Origin of the sequence: Collinsella aerofaciens, from assembly GCF_015561195.1 — a bacterium.
Lineage (GTDB): Bacteria > Actinomycetota > Coriobacteriia > Coriobacteriales > Coriobacteriaceae > Collinsella > Collinsella aerofaciens_AC.
Genome location: NZ_JADMSU010000006.1, coordinates 70045 through 85971, shown reverse-complemented (window position 1 = coordinate 85971; position 15927 = coordinate 70045). Strand labels below are relative to the sequence as shown.

General features: G+C 59.3%; 13 protein-coding genes. 12 read left to right on the top strand and 1 reads right to left on the bottom strand.

The features are described from left to right. Positions 1-402: 402 nt before the first annotated feature. From ileS to I2H81_RS07000, 11 genes are all read left to right on the top strand, one after another. A complete protein-coding gene (gene ileS, locus I2H81_RS07050; RefSeq protein ID WP_229108121.1) occupies positions 403-3180 on the top strand; it encodes an isoleucine--tRNA ligase in 2778 nt (925 codons plus the stop codon). 294 nt (positions 3181-3474) lie between these two features. Beyond that, positions 3475-4002 carry a signal peptidase II gene (lspA, locus tag I2H81_RS07045; RefSeq protein WP_233540501.1) on the top strand — a complete coding sequence of 176 codons (528 nt, stop codon included), beginning with the start codon at positions 3475-3477 and terminating at the stop codon, positions 4000-4002. Continuing rightward, complete coding sequence (locus tag I2H81_RS07040; protein WP_195645037.1) at positions 4002-5015, top strand: RluA family pseudouridine synthase; 1014 nt, start codon at positions 4002-4004, stop codon at positions 5013-5015. Before lspA ends, I2H81_RS07040 begins: the two co-directional genes overlap by 1 nt. An 82-nt stretch (positions 5016-5097) precedes the next feature. Then, complete coding sequence (locus I2H81_RS07035; protein WP_195645036.1) at positions 5098-6393, top strand: glycosyltransferase family 2 protein; 1296 nt, start codon at positions 5098-5100, stop codon at positions 6391-6393. 80 nt (positions 6394-6473) lie between these two features. Beyond that, positions 6474-6896 carry a prepilin peptidase gene (locus I2H81_RS07030; protein ID WP_195645035.1) on the top strand — a complete coding sequence of 141 codons (423 nt, stop codon included), beginning with the start codon at positions 6474-6476 and terminating at the stop codon, positions 6894-6896. A 31-nt stretch (positions 6897-6927) separates the two neighbouring features. Beyond that, entirely contained in the window at positions 6928-8175 is a 1248-nt protein-coding gene (locus I2H81_RS07025; RefSeq protein ID WP_195645034.1) for a deoxyguanosinetriphosphate triphosphohydrolase family protein, read from the top strand. Positions 8176-8235: 60 nt separating this feature from the next. Beyond that, positions 8236-9585 (top strand): replication-associated recombination protein A, encoded by a 1350-nt coding sequence (locus I2H81_RS07020; protein WP_195645033.1) that lies wholly within the window; start codon positions 8236-8238, stop codon positions 9583-9585. Positions 9586-9659: 74 nt separating this feature from the next. After that, the gene (locus tag I2H81_RS07015) at positions 9660-10250 is read left to right on the top strand and encodes a hypothetical protein (RefSeq protein WP_195645032.1); all 591 of its coding nucleotides are present in this window, start codon (positions 9660-9662) and stop codon (positions 10248-10250) included. Then, entirely contained in the window at positions 10243-10620 is a 378-nt protein-coding gene (locus tag I2H81_RS07010; RefSeq protein ID WP_195645031.1) for an ATP-binding protein, read from the top strand. The genes I2H81_RS07015 and I2H81_RS07010 overlap by 8 nt, the downstream gene beginning before the upstream one ends. A gap of 1 nt (position 10621) precedes the next feature. After that, positions 10622-11413, top strand: a complete 792-nt coding sequence (locus tag I2H81_RS07005) for an RNA polymerase sigma factor SigF (protein ID WP_117564127.1) — start codon at positions 10622-10624, stop codon at positions 11411-11413. Beyond that, positions 11410-12822 (top strand): AI-2E family transporter, encoded by a 1413-nt coding sequence (locus I2H81_RS07000; protein WP_195645030.1) that lies wholly within the window; start codon positions 11410-11412, stop codon positions 12820-12822. Before I2H81_RS07005 ends, I2H81_RS07000 begins: the two co-directional genes overlap by 4 nt. A gap of 6 nt (positions 12823-12828) precedes the next feature. On the opposite strand, the gene I2H81_RS06995 is transcribed toward I2H81_RS07000, so the two are convergent. Continuing rightward, the gene (locus I2H81_RS06995; RefSeq protein WP_195645029.1) at positions 12829-13068 is read right to left on the bottom strand and encodes a hypothetical protein; all 240 of its coding nucleotides are present in this window, start codon (positions 13066-13068) and stop codon (positions 12829-12831) included. 194 nt (positions 13069-13262) lie between these two features. Here I2H81_RS06995 and alaS point away from each other — a divergent pair, with 194 nt between their 5' ends. Then, positions 13263-15920 (top strand): alanine--tRNA ligase, encoded by a 2658-nt coding sequence (alaS, locus tag I2H81_RS06990; RefSeq protein ID WP_195645028.1) that lies wholly within the window; start codon positions 13263-13265, stop codon positions 15918-15920. Positions 15921-15927 lie beyond the last annotated feature (7 nt).

Sequence of the window (15927 nt, the reverse complement as noted above, 5' to 3'; positions counted from 1 at the left end):
ACGGCGCGGAACGTGCTAGCATACTCCGCATAAGCGTTGATGGGGACGAGTAGTCGGCCATCCGCATGCTACAGAGAGCGGGGAGTGCTGAGAGCCCGCGCATGCGACCGATGAAAATCACCCCGGAGCTGCGGTCCCAACGGACGCGCCGCGCAGGCACGTCTTAGTAGACATCGCCGAGATGGTCGTCGATACAGGCCAGCCGAGTAACGGATGCGAGCGCGCGAATACGCGGGCGAGGGCATCTAAGCTGGGTGGTTAAGCGAAGAGCTTTTACGGGCAGTTTGCCCGTTTTGTGGCGCTTCGTCCCAGCTTGTAGGGACGGGCGCTTTTTTGGTGCCCAGAGGGCGTGCGCGCCCACGACATGAAAGGGGTACCGTGGCAAACGAGTACAAGCAGACGATGAATCTGCCCAAGACCGGTTTTCCCATGCGTGCCGGTCTTTCCAAGTCCGAGCCTAAGCGACTCAAGGACTGGCAGGACAACAAGGTCTACGAGCAGGTTCTGAAGAAGAACGAGGGTCACAAGAAGTTCGTGCTGCACGACGGCCCTCCGTACGCCAACGGCCCGATCCACATCGGCCACGCCATGAACAAGATCTCCAAGGACATGATCAACCGTTACTGGATGATGCAGGGCTGCGAAGTTCCTTATGTCCCCGGTTGGGACTGCCACGGTCAGCCGATCGAGCACAAGGTCGAGGAGAAGCTCGGCACCGAGAAGTTCAACCAGACCTCTACGGCTAAGATCCGCGAGCTCTGCAACGAGTTCGCTGTCGAGAACATCGAGCTGCAGAAGGCCGGCTTCCGTCGCCTGGGCGTGCTCGGCGACTGGGATAACCCCTATCTGACGCTCTATCACCAGCATGATGCCGCCGACATCGAGGTCTTTAAGGCCATGTTCGATAAGGGTATGATCTATCGCGGCCACAAGCCGGTTCACTGGTGCAAGCACTGCCATACCGCGCTGGCCGAGGCCGAGATCGAGTACTCTGACGAGACGAGCCCCTCCATCTTCGTTCGCTTCGAGATGACCTCCAAGCCCGCCGGCCTCGAGGATTTCGACGGCCCGGTCGACTTCATCATCTGGACGACCACGCCGTGGACCATCCCCTCCGACCAGGCCGTTTCCCTTAAGCCCGGCGCCGCCTATGTCGCCGTTGAGCGCGAAGGTCGTGCCGAGGTCATGCTCGAGGACCTGGCTCCCAAGTGCTGTGAGGAGTTTGGCTGGGAGTACACCCCGGTTATGGTCGACGGCAAGCCCTACGTTGTTCCGGCCGAGACCTTCCATCACATCCACTACAAGCAGCCGATCTTTGACGGTGTTGAGGGCGTGGCGCTGCTGGCCGATTACGTCGGTGTCGATGACGGCACCGGTATCGTCCACAACTCGCCCGGCCATGGCGTCGACGACTACTTTGCCTGCCTCAAGGAGGGCATCACCGACATCTGCATGCCGGTCGATGACGACGGCAAGTTCTACACCGGCGAGGAGTTTGGTACCGGCGGTCCCTTCAGCGGCATGGATACCGATGAGGCCAACCCGCACATCATCGAGTTCCTGCGCGAGCGCGGCACCCTGGTCCTCGAGAAGAAGATCACGCACAGCTATCCGCACTGCTGGCGCTGCAAGCACCCTGTGCTCTTCCGTGCTACCGACCAGTGGTTCGTCTCGATGGACAAGACGGGTTTGCGCGAGCAGGCTGGCAAGGAGGTCCGCGAGAACGTCAAGTGGTATCCGGCTCACGCCGCCAACCGCATCGGTGCCATGGTCGAGCAGCGTCCCGACTGGTGCATCAGCCGTCAGCGCAACTGGGGCGTGCCTATCCCCAGCTACACTTGCGCCGACTGCGGCGAGAAGGTCATGAACGACGCTACGCTCGACGCCGTTATCAAGCTCTTCCACGAGAAGGGCTCCGACGCCTGGTTCACGGATGCTCCCGAGAGCTACCTGGGCGAGGCCTGCGTCTGCCCCAAGTGCGGCGGCCATCACCTCAAGGCCGATAAGGACATCCTCGACGTGTGGTGGGACTCCGGCGTCTCCTGGAAGGCCGTCTGCGAGTATCGCCCCGAGCTGGAGTATCCGGCGGACGTGTACCTCGAGGGCTCCGACCAGCACCGCGGTTGGTTCCAGAGCTCGCTGCTCACCTCGGTGGGCGCCAACGGCCACGCTCCGTACAAGGCGGTCGTCTCGCAGGGCTTCACGCTCGACGGCCAGGGCCGCAAGATGTCCAAGTCGCTCGGTAACGTCATCGACCCTAATAAGGTCTGCGACGAGATGGGCGCCGACATCATCCGCCTGTGGGTCGCCTCGGTCGATACCAGCTCCGACGTCTCCATCGACCACGAGATTCTCGCTCGTACGTCCGATGCCTACCGTCGTTTCCGCAACACGCTGCGCTTCCTGCTCTCCGAGCTCGAGGGTCAGTTTGAGCCCGAGACCGACGGCGTCGCCTTTGCCGACCTGCTGCCGCTCGACAAGCTCATGGTTGCCCGTCTGACCCAGGTCCAGGCCGAGGTCGACGACGCTTACTCTTGCTACGAGTTCCCGCGCGCCTACCGTGCGCTCTACGACTTTGTTGTTACCGAGCTTTCCAACGTGTACCTCGACGCCCTGAAGGACCGTCTGTACTGCGACAAGCCCGGCTCGCTCGAGCGCCGCAGTGCCCAGACCGTGCTGGCCGAGCTCTTCTCGATGCTCATGCGCGACCTGCAGCCGATCCTGTCCTACACCGTCGACGAGGCCATGGCCTACGCGCCCGCCGGCTGCGTCGATCACCAGAAGTACGCCGCGCTGCTCGATTGGTACAAGTCGCCCATCACGGTTGACGAGGCCAATGAGTTTGAGGGCGTGCTCGAGGCTTCGCTCGAGCTCCGTAGCGCCGTGACCAAGGCCCTTGAGGATGCCCGTTCTGCCGGCACCTTCACCAAGAGCCAGCAGGTCCGCGTCAAGGCGGTCGTTCCCGCCGAGATGTATGCGCTACTGACCGGCGACAAGGCCGTCGACCTGGCCGAGTTCTACATCGTCTCCTCTGTTGAACTGACCCAGGGCGAGGAGCTCTCCGTTGCCATCGAGGCTGCCGAGGGCGAGTGCTGCGACCGTTGCTGGAACTACCGCACCACCGTCGGCGAGTACAACGGCCACGCTCACATCTGCGAGAGGTGTGCGAATGCCCTTTAAGGCACGGTAACTCGGCATTTTAGTAAAAGGGAGAATTTGGGCGCCTTCGGCCCATTTGCTCCGCTGAATAAAAGCGGCATTCTGTTTTTCGGAATGCCGCTTTCGTTTTTAGCTGGTTATTTCGCTTGCGTTGGTGGATATGTCGTGCGCTCTGCGTGTGGCAATATAAGATGGTTATTTGCGTTAAACGTTATTCGATGTTCTTGAGGGTAGGGGATTGATTTGGGTCGTCCTGGGGATATGACGCCGCCTTTGCGTTGGCGGTTGGGTGTTGCTGGTGGGGTGGCGCTCGTTGTGTTGCTCGTTGACCAGCTGACCAAGCTTGCGGTTCGTGCCGTGGGCGACGCCCTGCATGTGACCGTCATCCCCGGTGTCATCGACTTTATGTTTGTCCGCAATATCGGTGCTGCCTTTAGCATGGGCGAGGGGCATGGCATCGCGTTTGCCGTGCTGGCGTTGGCGGTCATTATCGCTATTGCCGTGTACCTCGTTCGTGCGCCCCAGCTCGCCCATCTTGAGGTTGTGGGCATGGCAATGGTTGCGGGCGGTGCTATCGGTAACGCGATCGACCGCCTCGCCTTTGGCTTCGTGACCGATTTTATCGCCACCACCTTCATCGACTTTCCCGTCTTTAACGTCGCCGATATCGGCATTACGGTCGGTGTCGTGCTGGCGCTCATCGGTTATATGTTCTTGAGCCCTGCTGCTCGCGAGGTCGATGCGACCGCCGAGCTCAACGCCCGTGACGAGGCCCGCGCCAAGCGCAAGGCCAAACAACGTGGGGAGCGTGCCCGCAAGATTCGCGAAAGGAATGAGCGCTAATGGCCGACATCCATATTCTCGTTGCCGACGATACCGCTGGTCAGCGTCTTGACGCCTATCTGGGCGCCAACGACGGCTGCCCTACGCGCTCTGCCTGCGCGCATCTGATTGAGGGCGGTGCTGTATGTGTCAATGGCGAGACCTGCCTGTCCAAAAAGTATGCCGTGCGAGCCGGCGACCGCATTTCGGTCGACCTGCCCGAGCCGCACGACCCGACCGACGTGATTCCCGAGGCCATTCCCCTCGATATCCGCTACGAGGACGACTACCTCATCGTGCTCTCCAAGCAGCGCGGTCTGGTGTGCCATCCTGCGCATGGTCATGAGAGCGGTACGCTCGCGAATGCCCTGGTCTATCACTGCGGTATCGACCATCTGGGCACCGTGCAGGGCGAGGACCGCCCCGGTATCGTGCATCGTTTGGATCGCGATACCTCGGGTCTCATGCTTGCGGCCAAGGACGACGACACCCAGCGCGCGCTCCAGAATCTCATCCGCACGCGAACGCTCGACCGCCGCTACATTACCCTCGTCCACGGCCACATTGCCATGGACGAGGGTACCATCAACACCGGTATCGCCCGTTCCACGCGTGACCGCGTCAAGATGGCGGTTTCGGACGATCCCTTTGCCCGTCAGGCCATTACGACCTTTAAGGTCCTCGAGCGCTTCGATTCCACGCGTTTTGACGACGGTTATACGCTCGTCGAGTGCCACCTGTTTACCGGCCGCACGCATCAGATTCGCGTGCATATGCGCCACATCAACCACGCTTGCGTGGGCGATCCACTCTATGGCAAGTGCGATGCACGCGCCGATCAGGGTCTGACCAGGCAATTCCTTCATTCCTGGCGCGTCGCATTCGACCATCCCGTGACGGGGGAGCGCATTGAGTGCCGCGACGAGTTGCCGTGGGATCTCGCTGCGGTTCTCGACGATCTGGCTCCGCGCTCGATCGGTCGCACGGCCGCTGGAGATGAAATCGTTCCGCAGCTCGGTCTGCTTGAAGCCTAGCCAGTATTAGGTGGTTTCTTGAACTCGGTTAGCCTACGATAAGATATACGATTGTTTACGTAACGCGTTGCTGGGAGCCTGCATGCTCGCCTTTTTACAAACTAACACGCCCATCGTGATCTTCAACCAGATTGTGGTTACGCTGCTCACGGTCTGCTTTCTGTACCAGGTGGTCTTCTTTGTCATTGGTGCTCTCCGTGGTGAGGTCGCGCCCCCTAAGGCCAAAAAGCTGCATCGTTATGCCTTCTTTATCGCGGCGCATAACGAGGAGGCCGTGATCGCCAACCTTGTTCGCTCCATCAAGGACCAGGATTATCCGTCCGAGCTTATCGAGGTCTTCGTTGTCGCCGATGCCTGCACCGACAACACGGCGCAGCTCGCGCGCGAGGCGGGCGCCGTCGTCTATGAGCGTAACGACCTGGCCCGTAAGGGCAAGAGCTGGGTTATGGACTTTGGTTTTGATCGCATTCTCAACGAGTATCCCGATACTTTTGAGGGCTATTTCATCTTTGACGCCGACAACGTTATTTCCCGCGATTACGTCTCCAAGATGAACGATGCCTTTGACCAGGGCTTCCATGTGGTCACGAGCTATCGTAACTCCAAGAACTTCGGCAGCTCTTGGATCTCGGCGGCTAATGCCACCTGGTATCTGCGCGAGGCACGCTTCCTCAACAACGCGCGCAACATCTGCAAGACGTCTTGTGCCGTCTCGGGCTCGGGCTACCTCATCTCCGCCAGTGTTATTGAGGGTATGCACGGCTGGCAGTTCCACACGCTGACCGAGGACATTCAGTTCACCACGTTCTGCGCTATTCACGGCATTCGCATTGGCTATGCGCCGGCTGAGTTCTTCGACGAACAGCCGGTGACGTTTAAGGCGTCCTGGAAACAGCGCATGCGTTGGACCAAGGGCTTCTACCAGGTGTTCTTTACCTATGGTAAGCACCTGGTCAAATCGACCTTCCGCTATCATCGCTTTGCTGCCTACGACATGTTTATGACGATCGCCCCGGGTATGCTGTTGTCCCTGATCTCGATGCTCGCCAATGCGACGTTCCTGATCGTGGGAGGTCTTTCGCACGGCTTCTTGGCTACCGAAGTCGAGATGCAGGCGTGTGCCGCCTCGCTTATCATGACGTTCGTGATGATGTACCAGACCTTCTTTATCCTGGCGCTGCTCACGACCATCTTTGAGTACAAGCACATTCATTGCGCTCAAAAGTGGCGCCTGGTGACCAACCTGTTTACCTTCCCGATCTTTATGTTCAGCTATATCCCCATCACGGTTGCCGCGCTGTTCCTGAAGGTCGACTGGGTGCCCACGCAGCACGCCGTTAACGTTACCCTCGACGAGGTCATGCAGGGCGCCAAGTAACCACCACCAAAAACCACCACAAAGGGACAGCACCTTTGTGGTGGTTTTTGCGTTTGAGCTGCTGTCCAAGGAGGTTTTCGATGGTCTATATCCCGTTTTGGATTTGCATCTTTGCCGGCGCGGCGATTGATGCCCGTGAGCGACGCTTTCCCAATGAACTTGCCGGTGCGTGTGCGGTGGCGGCGTTTGCAGGCGTTTGGCTCGACAAGGGTGTTAATACGGCGCTTGACCACGCCGGTCTTGCGGTCATCGTCTACCTTGCCCTTGTGCTTACTGAGTCACTCTGGCGTCGTGTTCGCCACGCCTCTGGCATTGGCATGGGGGATGTCAAGGCGCTCTTTGCCCTTTGTACCTTCGACCCCCTGGGTGGCGTTGTCGCGTTTGCGGTTGCGCTCCTGACCCTTGCCACCGCCTGTCTCATTGCAAAATCACGCTCCCTGCCTTTGCTGCCGTTTTTGGTACCGATATTTGCCATAATTGAGGTCGTGGGTAGTACGCTGTAACCGTTTGCGCGCCCTTTTTAAGGAGCATGCCATGGCAATCAATCAACAGACAGCCGCCATCAAGGCTCGTATGGATCGCATTCCCGCGGCGTTGTCGCCCGAGCTGGTCGAGCATATCGCTGCCGACCGCGCCTCGGGTGTGGTTAATCCTTATCGATGCGGTGACGACCAGGTCATCCGACGCATTGATCGAGCCGCAGACGAGGGCACGCTCATGCGTCCGGCATTTATGCGCGATGCCGAAAAGATTCTCCATCTGCCCGCGTATGCCCGATATGCTGGTAAAACACAGGTCTTTAGCTTCCGCAGCAATGATGATCTGTCGCGCCGCGGTTTGCACGTGCAGCTTGTCTCGCGCATTGCGCGCGATATCGGTCGCGCCCTGGGGCTCAACTGCGATCTGATTGAGGCAATTGGTTTGGGCCATGACTTGGGACATACGCCCTTCGGCCATGCCGGCGAGCGCTTCCTCAACGATATCTATCATGAGCGTACCGGCCGCTTCTTTTTCCATAACGTGCAGTCGGTGCGCGTGCTCGATGCCCTGTACGGTCGCAACGTTTCGCTCCAGACGCTCGACGGTGTGCTGTGCCATAACGGCGAGTACGAGCAGCGTGTTTTTGAGCTCTCGGACATGGGTTCCTTTAATCAGTTTGACCTAACCGTCGAGGACTGCATTGCCAAGGGCTATGGCGCCATTGAGCACCTGCGTCCCATGACGCTCGAGGGCTGCGTCGTTCGCATCTCGGATATTCTTGCCTACGTCGGTCGTGACCGTCAGGATGCGATCGCGGCGGGCCTGCTTTCGCCCGACGCTTTTGATGATGGCCGGGACGGTGCCTACAACAGTTGGATCCTCACGCACGCTTCCATTGATATCGTGGAGCATAGCTACGGCAAACCGCGTATCGAGATGAGCGAGGACCTGTTCAAGGAAATCCGCCGGGCCAAGCGGGAGAATTACGAGAAGATCTACAGTAAGGGCGGCATCGAGGGCGATTCCGAGGCGGAGCTGCGCGAGGCGTTCGAAAAGCTCTACGACCGTTGTCTGCAGGATCTAAATAAAGGCGACGAGTCTTCGTATATCTTTAAGCATCATATTTCGCGCATTGAGCAGCAGCTTTCCTACTACGACCGTACCTATGCATGGCAGGACGATAAGGACCAAGCCGTGGTGGATTACATTGCGAGCATGACGGATGGCTATTTCTGCGAGCTGACGAGTAAGTTGTTCCCGGGTTTAAAGTTTCCGCACCGTACTTATATTAACGAACGGTAGTTCGTATCCTTTCGGTATACTGTTGGTCAACAACGATTTTGATTGATGCACGGGATGGCTATGGACGACCTTTTTTCTGCTTCGACGCGCGAGCGCTCCTTTCAGAATGCGCCGCTTGCGGTGCGCATGCGCCCCAACACGCTTGATGAGTACGTGGGCCAGCAAAAGGCCGTCGGTAAGGGCTCATGGCTGCGTGCCGCGATTGAGCACGACGTGCTGTCGAGCGTGATTCTGTACGGGCCGGCCGGTACAGGCAAGACGACGCTGGCCCACATTATCGCCAACCATACCAAGAGCGAGTTTGTCGAGGTCAGCGCCGTGACGGGCACCGTGAAGGACTTGCGCCGCGTGATTGACGAGGCCAAGACGCGCCTGAATACCTACGACCGTCGCACCATTCTATTCATCGACGAGATTCATCGCTTTTCGAAGTCGCAACAGGATGCGTTGCTGCATGCGGTTGAGAACCGTACCGTCATTATGATCGGCGCCACGACCGAGAACCCGTACTTCGAGGTCAACTCGGCGTTGCTCTCACGCGGTCGCGTGGTGGAGCTTGAGCACCTCAAGGACGAGGATATCGCCATGCTGATCGAGCGTGCGCTCGAGGCGCCGCAGGGCTTGAACGGAAAGTTCTCTGCCGATGATGATGCGGTCAAGACCATTTGCACGCTGGCTGCGGGCGACGCTCGTTCGGCGCTCACGACGCTCGAGCTTGCGAGCGAGATCGCCGTCACGCGTCCCGATACCGAGGGGACGCCGGCGCCGGCGGCAGGGGAGCGTTATCCCATCACCGTCGATGACGTGAAGATTGCCAACCCACGCCGCGGTTTTTCGTATGACAAAAACGGTGACATGCACTATGACATTATCAGTGCGTTCATCAAGTCCATGCGCGGCAGCGACCCCGATGCCACGATCTATTGGCTCGCGCGCATGATCGACGCGGGGGAGGATCCTAAGTTTATCGCTCGCCGCATTATGATTCAGGCTTCTGAGGATGTTGGCAATGCCGATCCGCAGGCACTTTTGGTGGCGCAAGCCGCGTTTAAGTCTGCCGAGGTCATTGGCTATCCCGAGTGCCGCATTAACCTGGCTCAGGCTGCACTCTATGTGTGCTTGGCGCCTAAATCCAACGCGTGCGAGGCTTCGATCGATGCGGCGCTGGCCGATATCCATAGTAGCGGATTGCGCGAGGTGCCCAGTTATCTTCGCGATCGTCACCGTCCCGGCAGCGACGAGTACGGTGTATACAAGTACCCACACGATTATCCCGAAGGTTGGGTCGACCAGCGCTATTTGCCCGAAGGCCTGGAGCGTGGTGCCTTTTGGCAGCCTGCCGGCCGCGGTTGGGAAGAATGGCGTGTGGAGCAAAGCGATCGCGACCGTAGCGGCAGGGCGCCAAAGTAAGCTTTTGGGAATCTTCCGTCCCCTTTGGGGTACCATGAACAACGTCTGTATTTCGATTCCTTTGGGAGGCTTGTATGAGTCCCATTCAAATTGCCCTGCTGGTGCTTGCCATTGCCGGCGTGTGGGCCATCGTTGAGCTCGCGCTTACCCTGCGCAAGACCCGCACTGTCGTTGATTCGCTCGACAAGACGGTGAGCGACCTCAACAACACCATCGCCGAGGCGCAGCCGGTGGTGGCAAAGCTCGACGGCGCTGTCGACGAGCTTACGCCGGCACTTGCCCAGATTGAGCCGCTGCTTAAGTCGAGCAAGACCGCCGTCGACGCCCTTACCTCTAATCTCGTAGAAGTTGAGGCCGTGGTTCGCGACATTTCCGAGGTTACAGGCAGCATGGCAGAGGCCAGCAATGCTGTGTCGAGCGTGACTGATTCTGCGGCAGGTGCCGTGCAGAAACTCATTAACAAGGTGAAGGCTCCCGCGGCCGACGCCGAGCGCAAGCTTTCCGCTGCCGCCGAAGCCGAGCAGCCGACCGAGCGCGTTCTGATTGGCGAAGCTGGGGACGAGGCCGCCGCGGGCGACGATTATGGCCAGAAGCCTGTTGGCAAGCCGACTCAGTATTACACCTACACACCCGCCCAGACCTCCGAGGAGTCCTGCGATGAGTAGCGAAGCAACCTGCCCCATCACGCTGACCGTTGCCGGGGACCCACGTCTGGCGCGCCTGGTGCGTATGACGGCCGCAAACGTTGGTGCGCTGTGCTCCATGTCCGTCGATCGCATCGAGGATATTCGTATGGCGGCCGAGGAAGCCTTCATCTTTGGCTGCACGGCGGTTAATTCCGATGACATTACGATCAGGTTCGATGTCGATGAGTCTCACGTTGGCATGACCTTTACCTTTGGCGATCAGGCCGCTGTCGACGAGGATGACCAGGCTGCCGTGTATGCCGAGCTCATTTTGGCGAGCGTGTGCGATTCCTACGAAAAGACTTCGGCGCCCCTGACGCTTTCCCTCGACCTCAAGGCGGATATCTAATATGACCGAACGTTCCCGGAGCGGTAAGACCGCTTGGGACAAGGAGAAAACCCGCGAGCTGTTTCGTCGCTATAAAGAGACCGGTGATCCGGACGCTCGCGAGCAGCTCGTTATGTCCCATATGAACCTGGTAAGGTTTCTTGCCAACAAATTTAAGAACCGCGGCGAGCCGCTCGACGACCTGATGCAGGTTGGTTATCTGGGCCTGCTCAAGGCGATTGATCGTTTTGACCCCGAGCGCGGTCTCGAGTTCACCACGTTTGCCACGCCCACCATTCTGGGCGAGATCAAGCGTCATTTCCGCGATAAGGGCTGGAGCGTGCGCGTTCCGCGCCGTCTGCAGGAGCTCTCGGCTAAGGTTAACCAGGCCACCGACAAGCTCACCAACGAGTTGCAACGCTCGCCCAAGGTTGAGGAAATCGCTGAGTATCTAGATGTGACCGTCGATGAGGTCCTCGAGGCTATGGAATCGTCTTCGGCCTATACCTCGGTGCCCATCGAGGCTCCTGGTGCGTCCGATTCCGACGATGCCCCCTCGATTCTCGATCGCTACGCCGACGACGACAATGAGCTCGACTTTACCGATGACCGCTTGGTGATCGAGGAAGCCATCCGTGATTTCTCGCCGCGCGAGCGCGAGGTTATCGAGCTGCGCTTTGTAAAGGGCATGACCCAGATCGAGATTGCCAAGAAGCTGGGTATATCGCAGGTCCAGGTTTCGCGCCTGCTGCGCCGCACGCTTAAGAAGATTCAGGACAAGATCGACCCCGACGGAGTGATGGTTCGTTCATGAGTGAGCACCCCCAACAAACCGATCGCGCGCTGCGCGACACCCGCATTCTGACGCTGCGCATTTGGGCTGTTGTCGGCTGCATTGTTATTGCTGCTGTCATCTTTAACCTTATGGGCATCCTGGCACCGGTTATTGAGTTTCTTGCCGTCGGCTCCATCATTGCTTTTGTGATGTCCCCGATCACTAATTGGCTCGAGCACCATGGCGTGAATCGCAGCATCGGTTCGCTTATCGCGCTTATTGTTGTTGTTGCCGTGCTCGTCGGTGTCGTTTGCATCTTGTCGCCGATTCTCTTTGGTCAGATCATGGAAGTCCTGAGCCGCCTGCCCGAGCAGCTTCGTGTTGCGGGTGGCGACCTCAACGAGATGGTCTCGCATGTCAAGACGCTCAACAACACGCCGCTCATGGAGTATTTGGACGATAATCTTTCGTCGCTGGTTACCGTGGCATCGAAGTATGTGTCTCAGATCGCTGCCGAGCTTGGCCGCGGTGTGTTCCCGCTCATCACCAATACGGCCTCGCAGCTGTTCGTGATCTTCCTTGGTCTGGTGCTTGCCTACTGGATGGCCTGCGACTACCCTCGCATGCACCACGAGATTTGCACCATCATCGGTCAGGAGAAGGAGACTTCGTACCGCTTTATGGTCGCCATCCTTTCTCGCTCTGTCGGCGGCTACATGCGCGGTATGGTCGTGACGTCCATCTGCGGTGGTTTCCTCGCTTTTATCGGTTTTATGATTATCGGCCATCCGTATGCGGCGCTCATGGCTATTTTTACCGGCATCATGCATTTGGTTCCGGTCGTCGGCCCCTGGGTGAGCGCGGCAATCGCCACAGTGCTCGGTTTCATGTTCAGCCCCATGTTGGCGTTGTGGACGCTCATCGTGACGATGGTCGCGCAAAACGTCACCGATAACGTGATTTCGCCCAAGGTCATGCAGAGCTCGGTGCAGGTGCATCCCATCATGAGCCTCACGGCGCTCGTTATTGGCTCGGCACTCATGGGCCCCATCGGCATGATTATTGCTATCCCGCTGTGTGCGGCCCTCAAGGGCATCTTTGTGTACTACTTCGAGAATGAGACCGGCCGCCAGCTTGTTGCCTATGACGGCGCCGTGTTTAAGGGCACGCCGTATCGCGATGCCGAGGGCAACCCGGTCGCCGCCTACGACGCGCTTGGGGACGATACGTTCATCTATGAGTCCGAGCTGATCGGTAACGAGACTGCGCCCGAGGCTAAAGCTATGCCCAAGACCGAGCTCGATAATCCTTGGATCAAGCTTTCGGACCTGCAGCCCGATGCCACGGGCTTCTTCAAGAACCCCTTTGCCAAGGACGATGACTCCAACACGGACGACGATACCAAAACCGGCATCGACGGCTCCATGGACGATTCGGATTCTAAATAGGTCCTATTAACGTTTCTTGAAGTTGTAAATGACAAGAAACGCGAGCAAAGCGATTGATAAGGGGCCGGCTACATAGAAAAAGAGAACGTCAATTGTGCGCAGAGTGTAATAAGCCTTATCGCCGGACATTACTGCATACAATGCGTAGCCAAATGCTGGTTGGATTGCGTACCAGCAGGAGAAGGCCAAGAGCGCTAAAAGTGCTACTACCAGAAGTGCATTCAGGACAAATCGTTTGCTTTTCATTGATCGCTCCTTATCGGTGACCCTTATATGTAATTCTACAGCAGCCTTTTTTCAAAGGATTGCATAGTCCTATATAACGTGCACTTTCGCTGGAGGGTCGCCGTTTGGCGGCCCTCTTTTTTGCACTTGCGCGGTGGGATGGTAATATCGTTACGTTTGAACTGTTTCGATGTGAAACCGAGGAGATTCCCTCTATGAGTGCTGACTACCCGTCAATGACTACGGCCGAGATTCGCTCTAAGTTCCTCAACTTCTTTGAGGAGCGCGGTCTTAAGCTCTATCCTTCTTCATCTCTCGTTCCCGACGATCCTTCGCTGCTGCTTGCCAACGCCGGCATGAACCAGTTTAAGGAGTATTACCAGGGCAAGAAGACCATGAAGGAGATCGGCGCGATCTCCTGCCAGAAGTGCGTCCGCACCAACGACATCGATTGCATTGGCGAGGACGGCCGTCACCTGTCCTTCTTCGAGATGCTCGGCGACTTCTCCTTTGGCGGCGTCTCCAAGCAGCAGGCCTGCGCTTGGGCCTTTGAGCTCATCACCAAGGAGTTCAAGCTGCCGCTCGATCGCCTGTACTTCACCGTCTTTACCGAGGACGACGAGACCCATGACGTGTGGCGCTCCCTGGGCGTTGCCGAGGACCACATCTCCCGCCTGGGCGAGGACGACAACTTCTGGGCCGCTGGCCCCACTGGTCCCTGCGGTCCGTGCTCCGAGATCTACTTTGACATGGGCGAGGAGGTCGGTTGCGGCAGCCCCGACTGCAAGCCCGGCTGCGACTGCGACCGCTTCCTTGAGTTCTGGAACCTCGTGTTTACCCAGTACGACCGCCAGGAGGATGGCTCCATGCCGGAGCTGCCGCACCGTAACCTCGATACGGGTATGGGTCTGGAGCGCATGGCCGCTATCATGCAGCACAAGACCGCTAACTACGACGGCGATCTGATGCAGCACCTCATCAAGCTCGGTGAGGAGATCAGCGGCAAGACCTATGACGCCGACGATTACTCCGGCGCCAGCCGCTCCCTGCGCATCATCGCGGATCACTCCCGTGCCGTCGACTTTATGATCTCGGACGGCATCCTGCCTGGTAACGAGGGCCGCGAGTATGTCCTTCGCCGCCTGCTCCGCCGCGCTGTGTTCCACGGTCGCCTGCTGGGCATTGAGGGTGCCTTCCTGACCAAGTTCATCGACGAGGTCAACGCTCAGATGGGCGAGGCCTATCCCGAGCTGCTCAAAAACGTCGCGCTCGTTAAGGGCATCGTCGCCTCCGAGGAGGAGCGTTTCTCCACGACGCTCGACAACGGCCGCGTTTACCTGGACGAGGCCCTGGCCGCGCTCGCCGACGGCGCTGTCCTTCCGGGCGACGTTGCCTTTAAGCTGCACGACACCTTTGGTTTCCCCATTGACCTGACTGTCGAGATCGCCGGCACCGCTGGTCATGACGTCGATATGGACGGCTTCACCGCTTGCATGGAGGACCAGAAGGCCCGCGCCCGCGCCAACGCCAAGGGCGACGCCTGGGGCAGCTTCAACGACGTGTGGGTCGAGCTTTCCGATAAGGTTGCCGCGACCGAGTTCGACGGCTATGACAACGACGTCATCGAGGGCGCTAAGGTTGTCGCCATCGTTCGCAACGGCGAGTCCGTCGAGTCCGCTGCCGCCGGCGAGGACGTCGAGGTCGTGCTCGACCGCACGCCGTTCTACGCCGAGATGGGTGGCCAGCAGGGCGATGCTGGCGAGCTTTCCGCCGAGGGCGTCGCGCTAACTGTTGCAGACACCAAGAACCACAATGGCCTGTATGCTCACGTCGCGCACGTTGCCGAGGGCACGCTGACCGTCGGTGCTACTGTGACCGCCGCGCTCGACGCCGAGCGCCGTGGTTTCCTGCGCCGCAACCACACCGCCACGCACCTGCTCGACGCCGCGCTTAAGCAGGTCCTGGGCGAGCATGTCTCCCAGGCTGGCTCGCTGGTGACGCCCGAGCACCTGCGCTTTGACTTCACGCACTTCGAGGCCCTGTCCTCCGAGCAGCTCAAGGCTGTCGAGGACCTGGTCAACCAGCAGATCTTCGCCTCCAAGCCGGTCGTTACCCGCGTCATGGGCATCGACGAGGCCAAGGCCGCCGGTGCTGTCGCCCTGTTTGGCGAGAAGTATGGCGACGTCGTCCGCGTTGTCTCCGTGGGCGCCGAGGACCAGCCGTTCTCCCGCGAGCTCTGCGGTGGTACGCATGCCGCCAACACCGCCGAGATCGGTCTGTTCAAGATCATCTCCGAGTCCTCCACGGGCTCCAACGTCCGCCGTATCGAGGCCGTGACCTCCAAGGGCGCTCTCGATTACATGGCCGACCGTCTGGCGCTCGTCGACGCCGCTGCTGCTGCGCTCAAGTGCCGCGTGGATGAGGTTCCCACCCGCGTGGAGAACCTGCAGGCCGAGCTGCGCGAGACGTCCAACAAGCTCAAGAAGGCGCTGACCGGTGGTTCCTCCGATGCTATCTCCAACGCCATCGAGGGCGCCGTCGAGCTCGACGGCTACAAGCTCGTCGTCACTGAGCTCCAGGGCCTTGAGGCTGCCGACCTGCGCAACGTCTGGGATACCGTGCACCAGAAGGTCGCCGGTCCCGTCGCCTGCGTCGTCGCCAGCGTGACCGAGAAGGGCACCCCGGCCCTGCTCGCCGCCGGTTCCGATGACGCCGTTAAGGCCGGTTTCCACGCCGGCAACGTGATCAAGCAGATCGCGGGCCTGGTCGACGGTCGCGGTGGCGGCCGTCCCAACATGGCCCAGGCCGGTGGCAAAAACGCCGCCGGCATCGCCGATGCCCTCGCGGCCGCTAAGACCGCGCTCGGCGCCTAAGAATCTA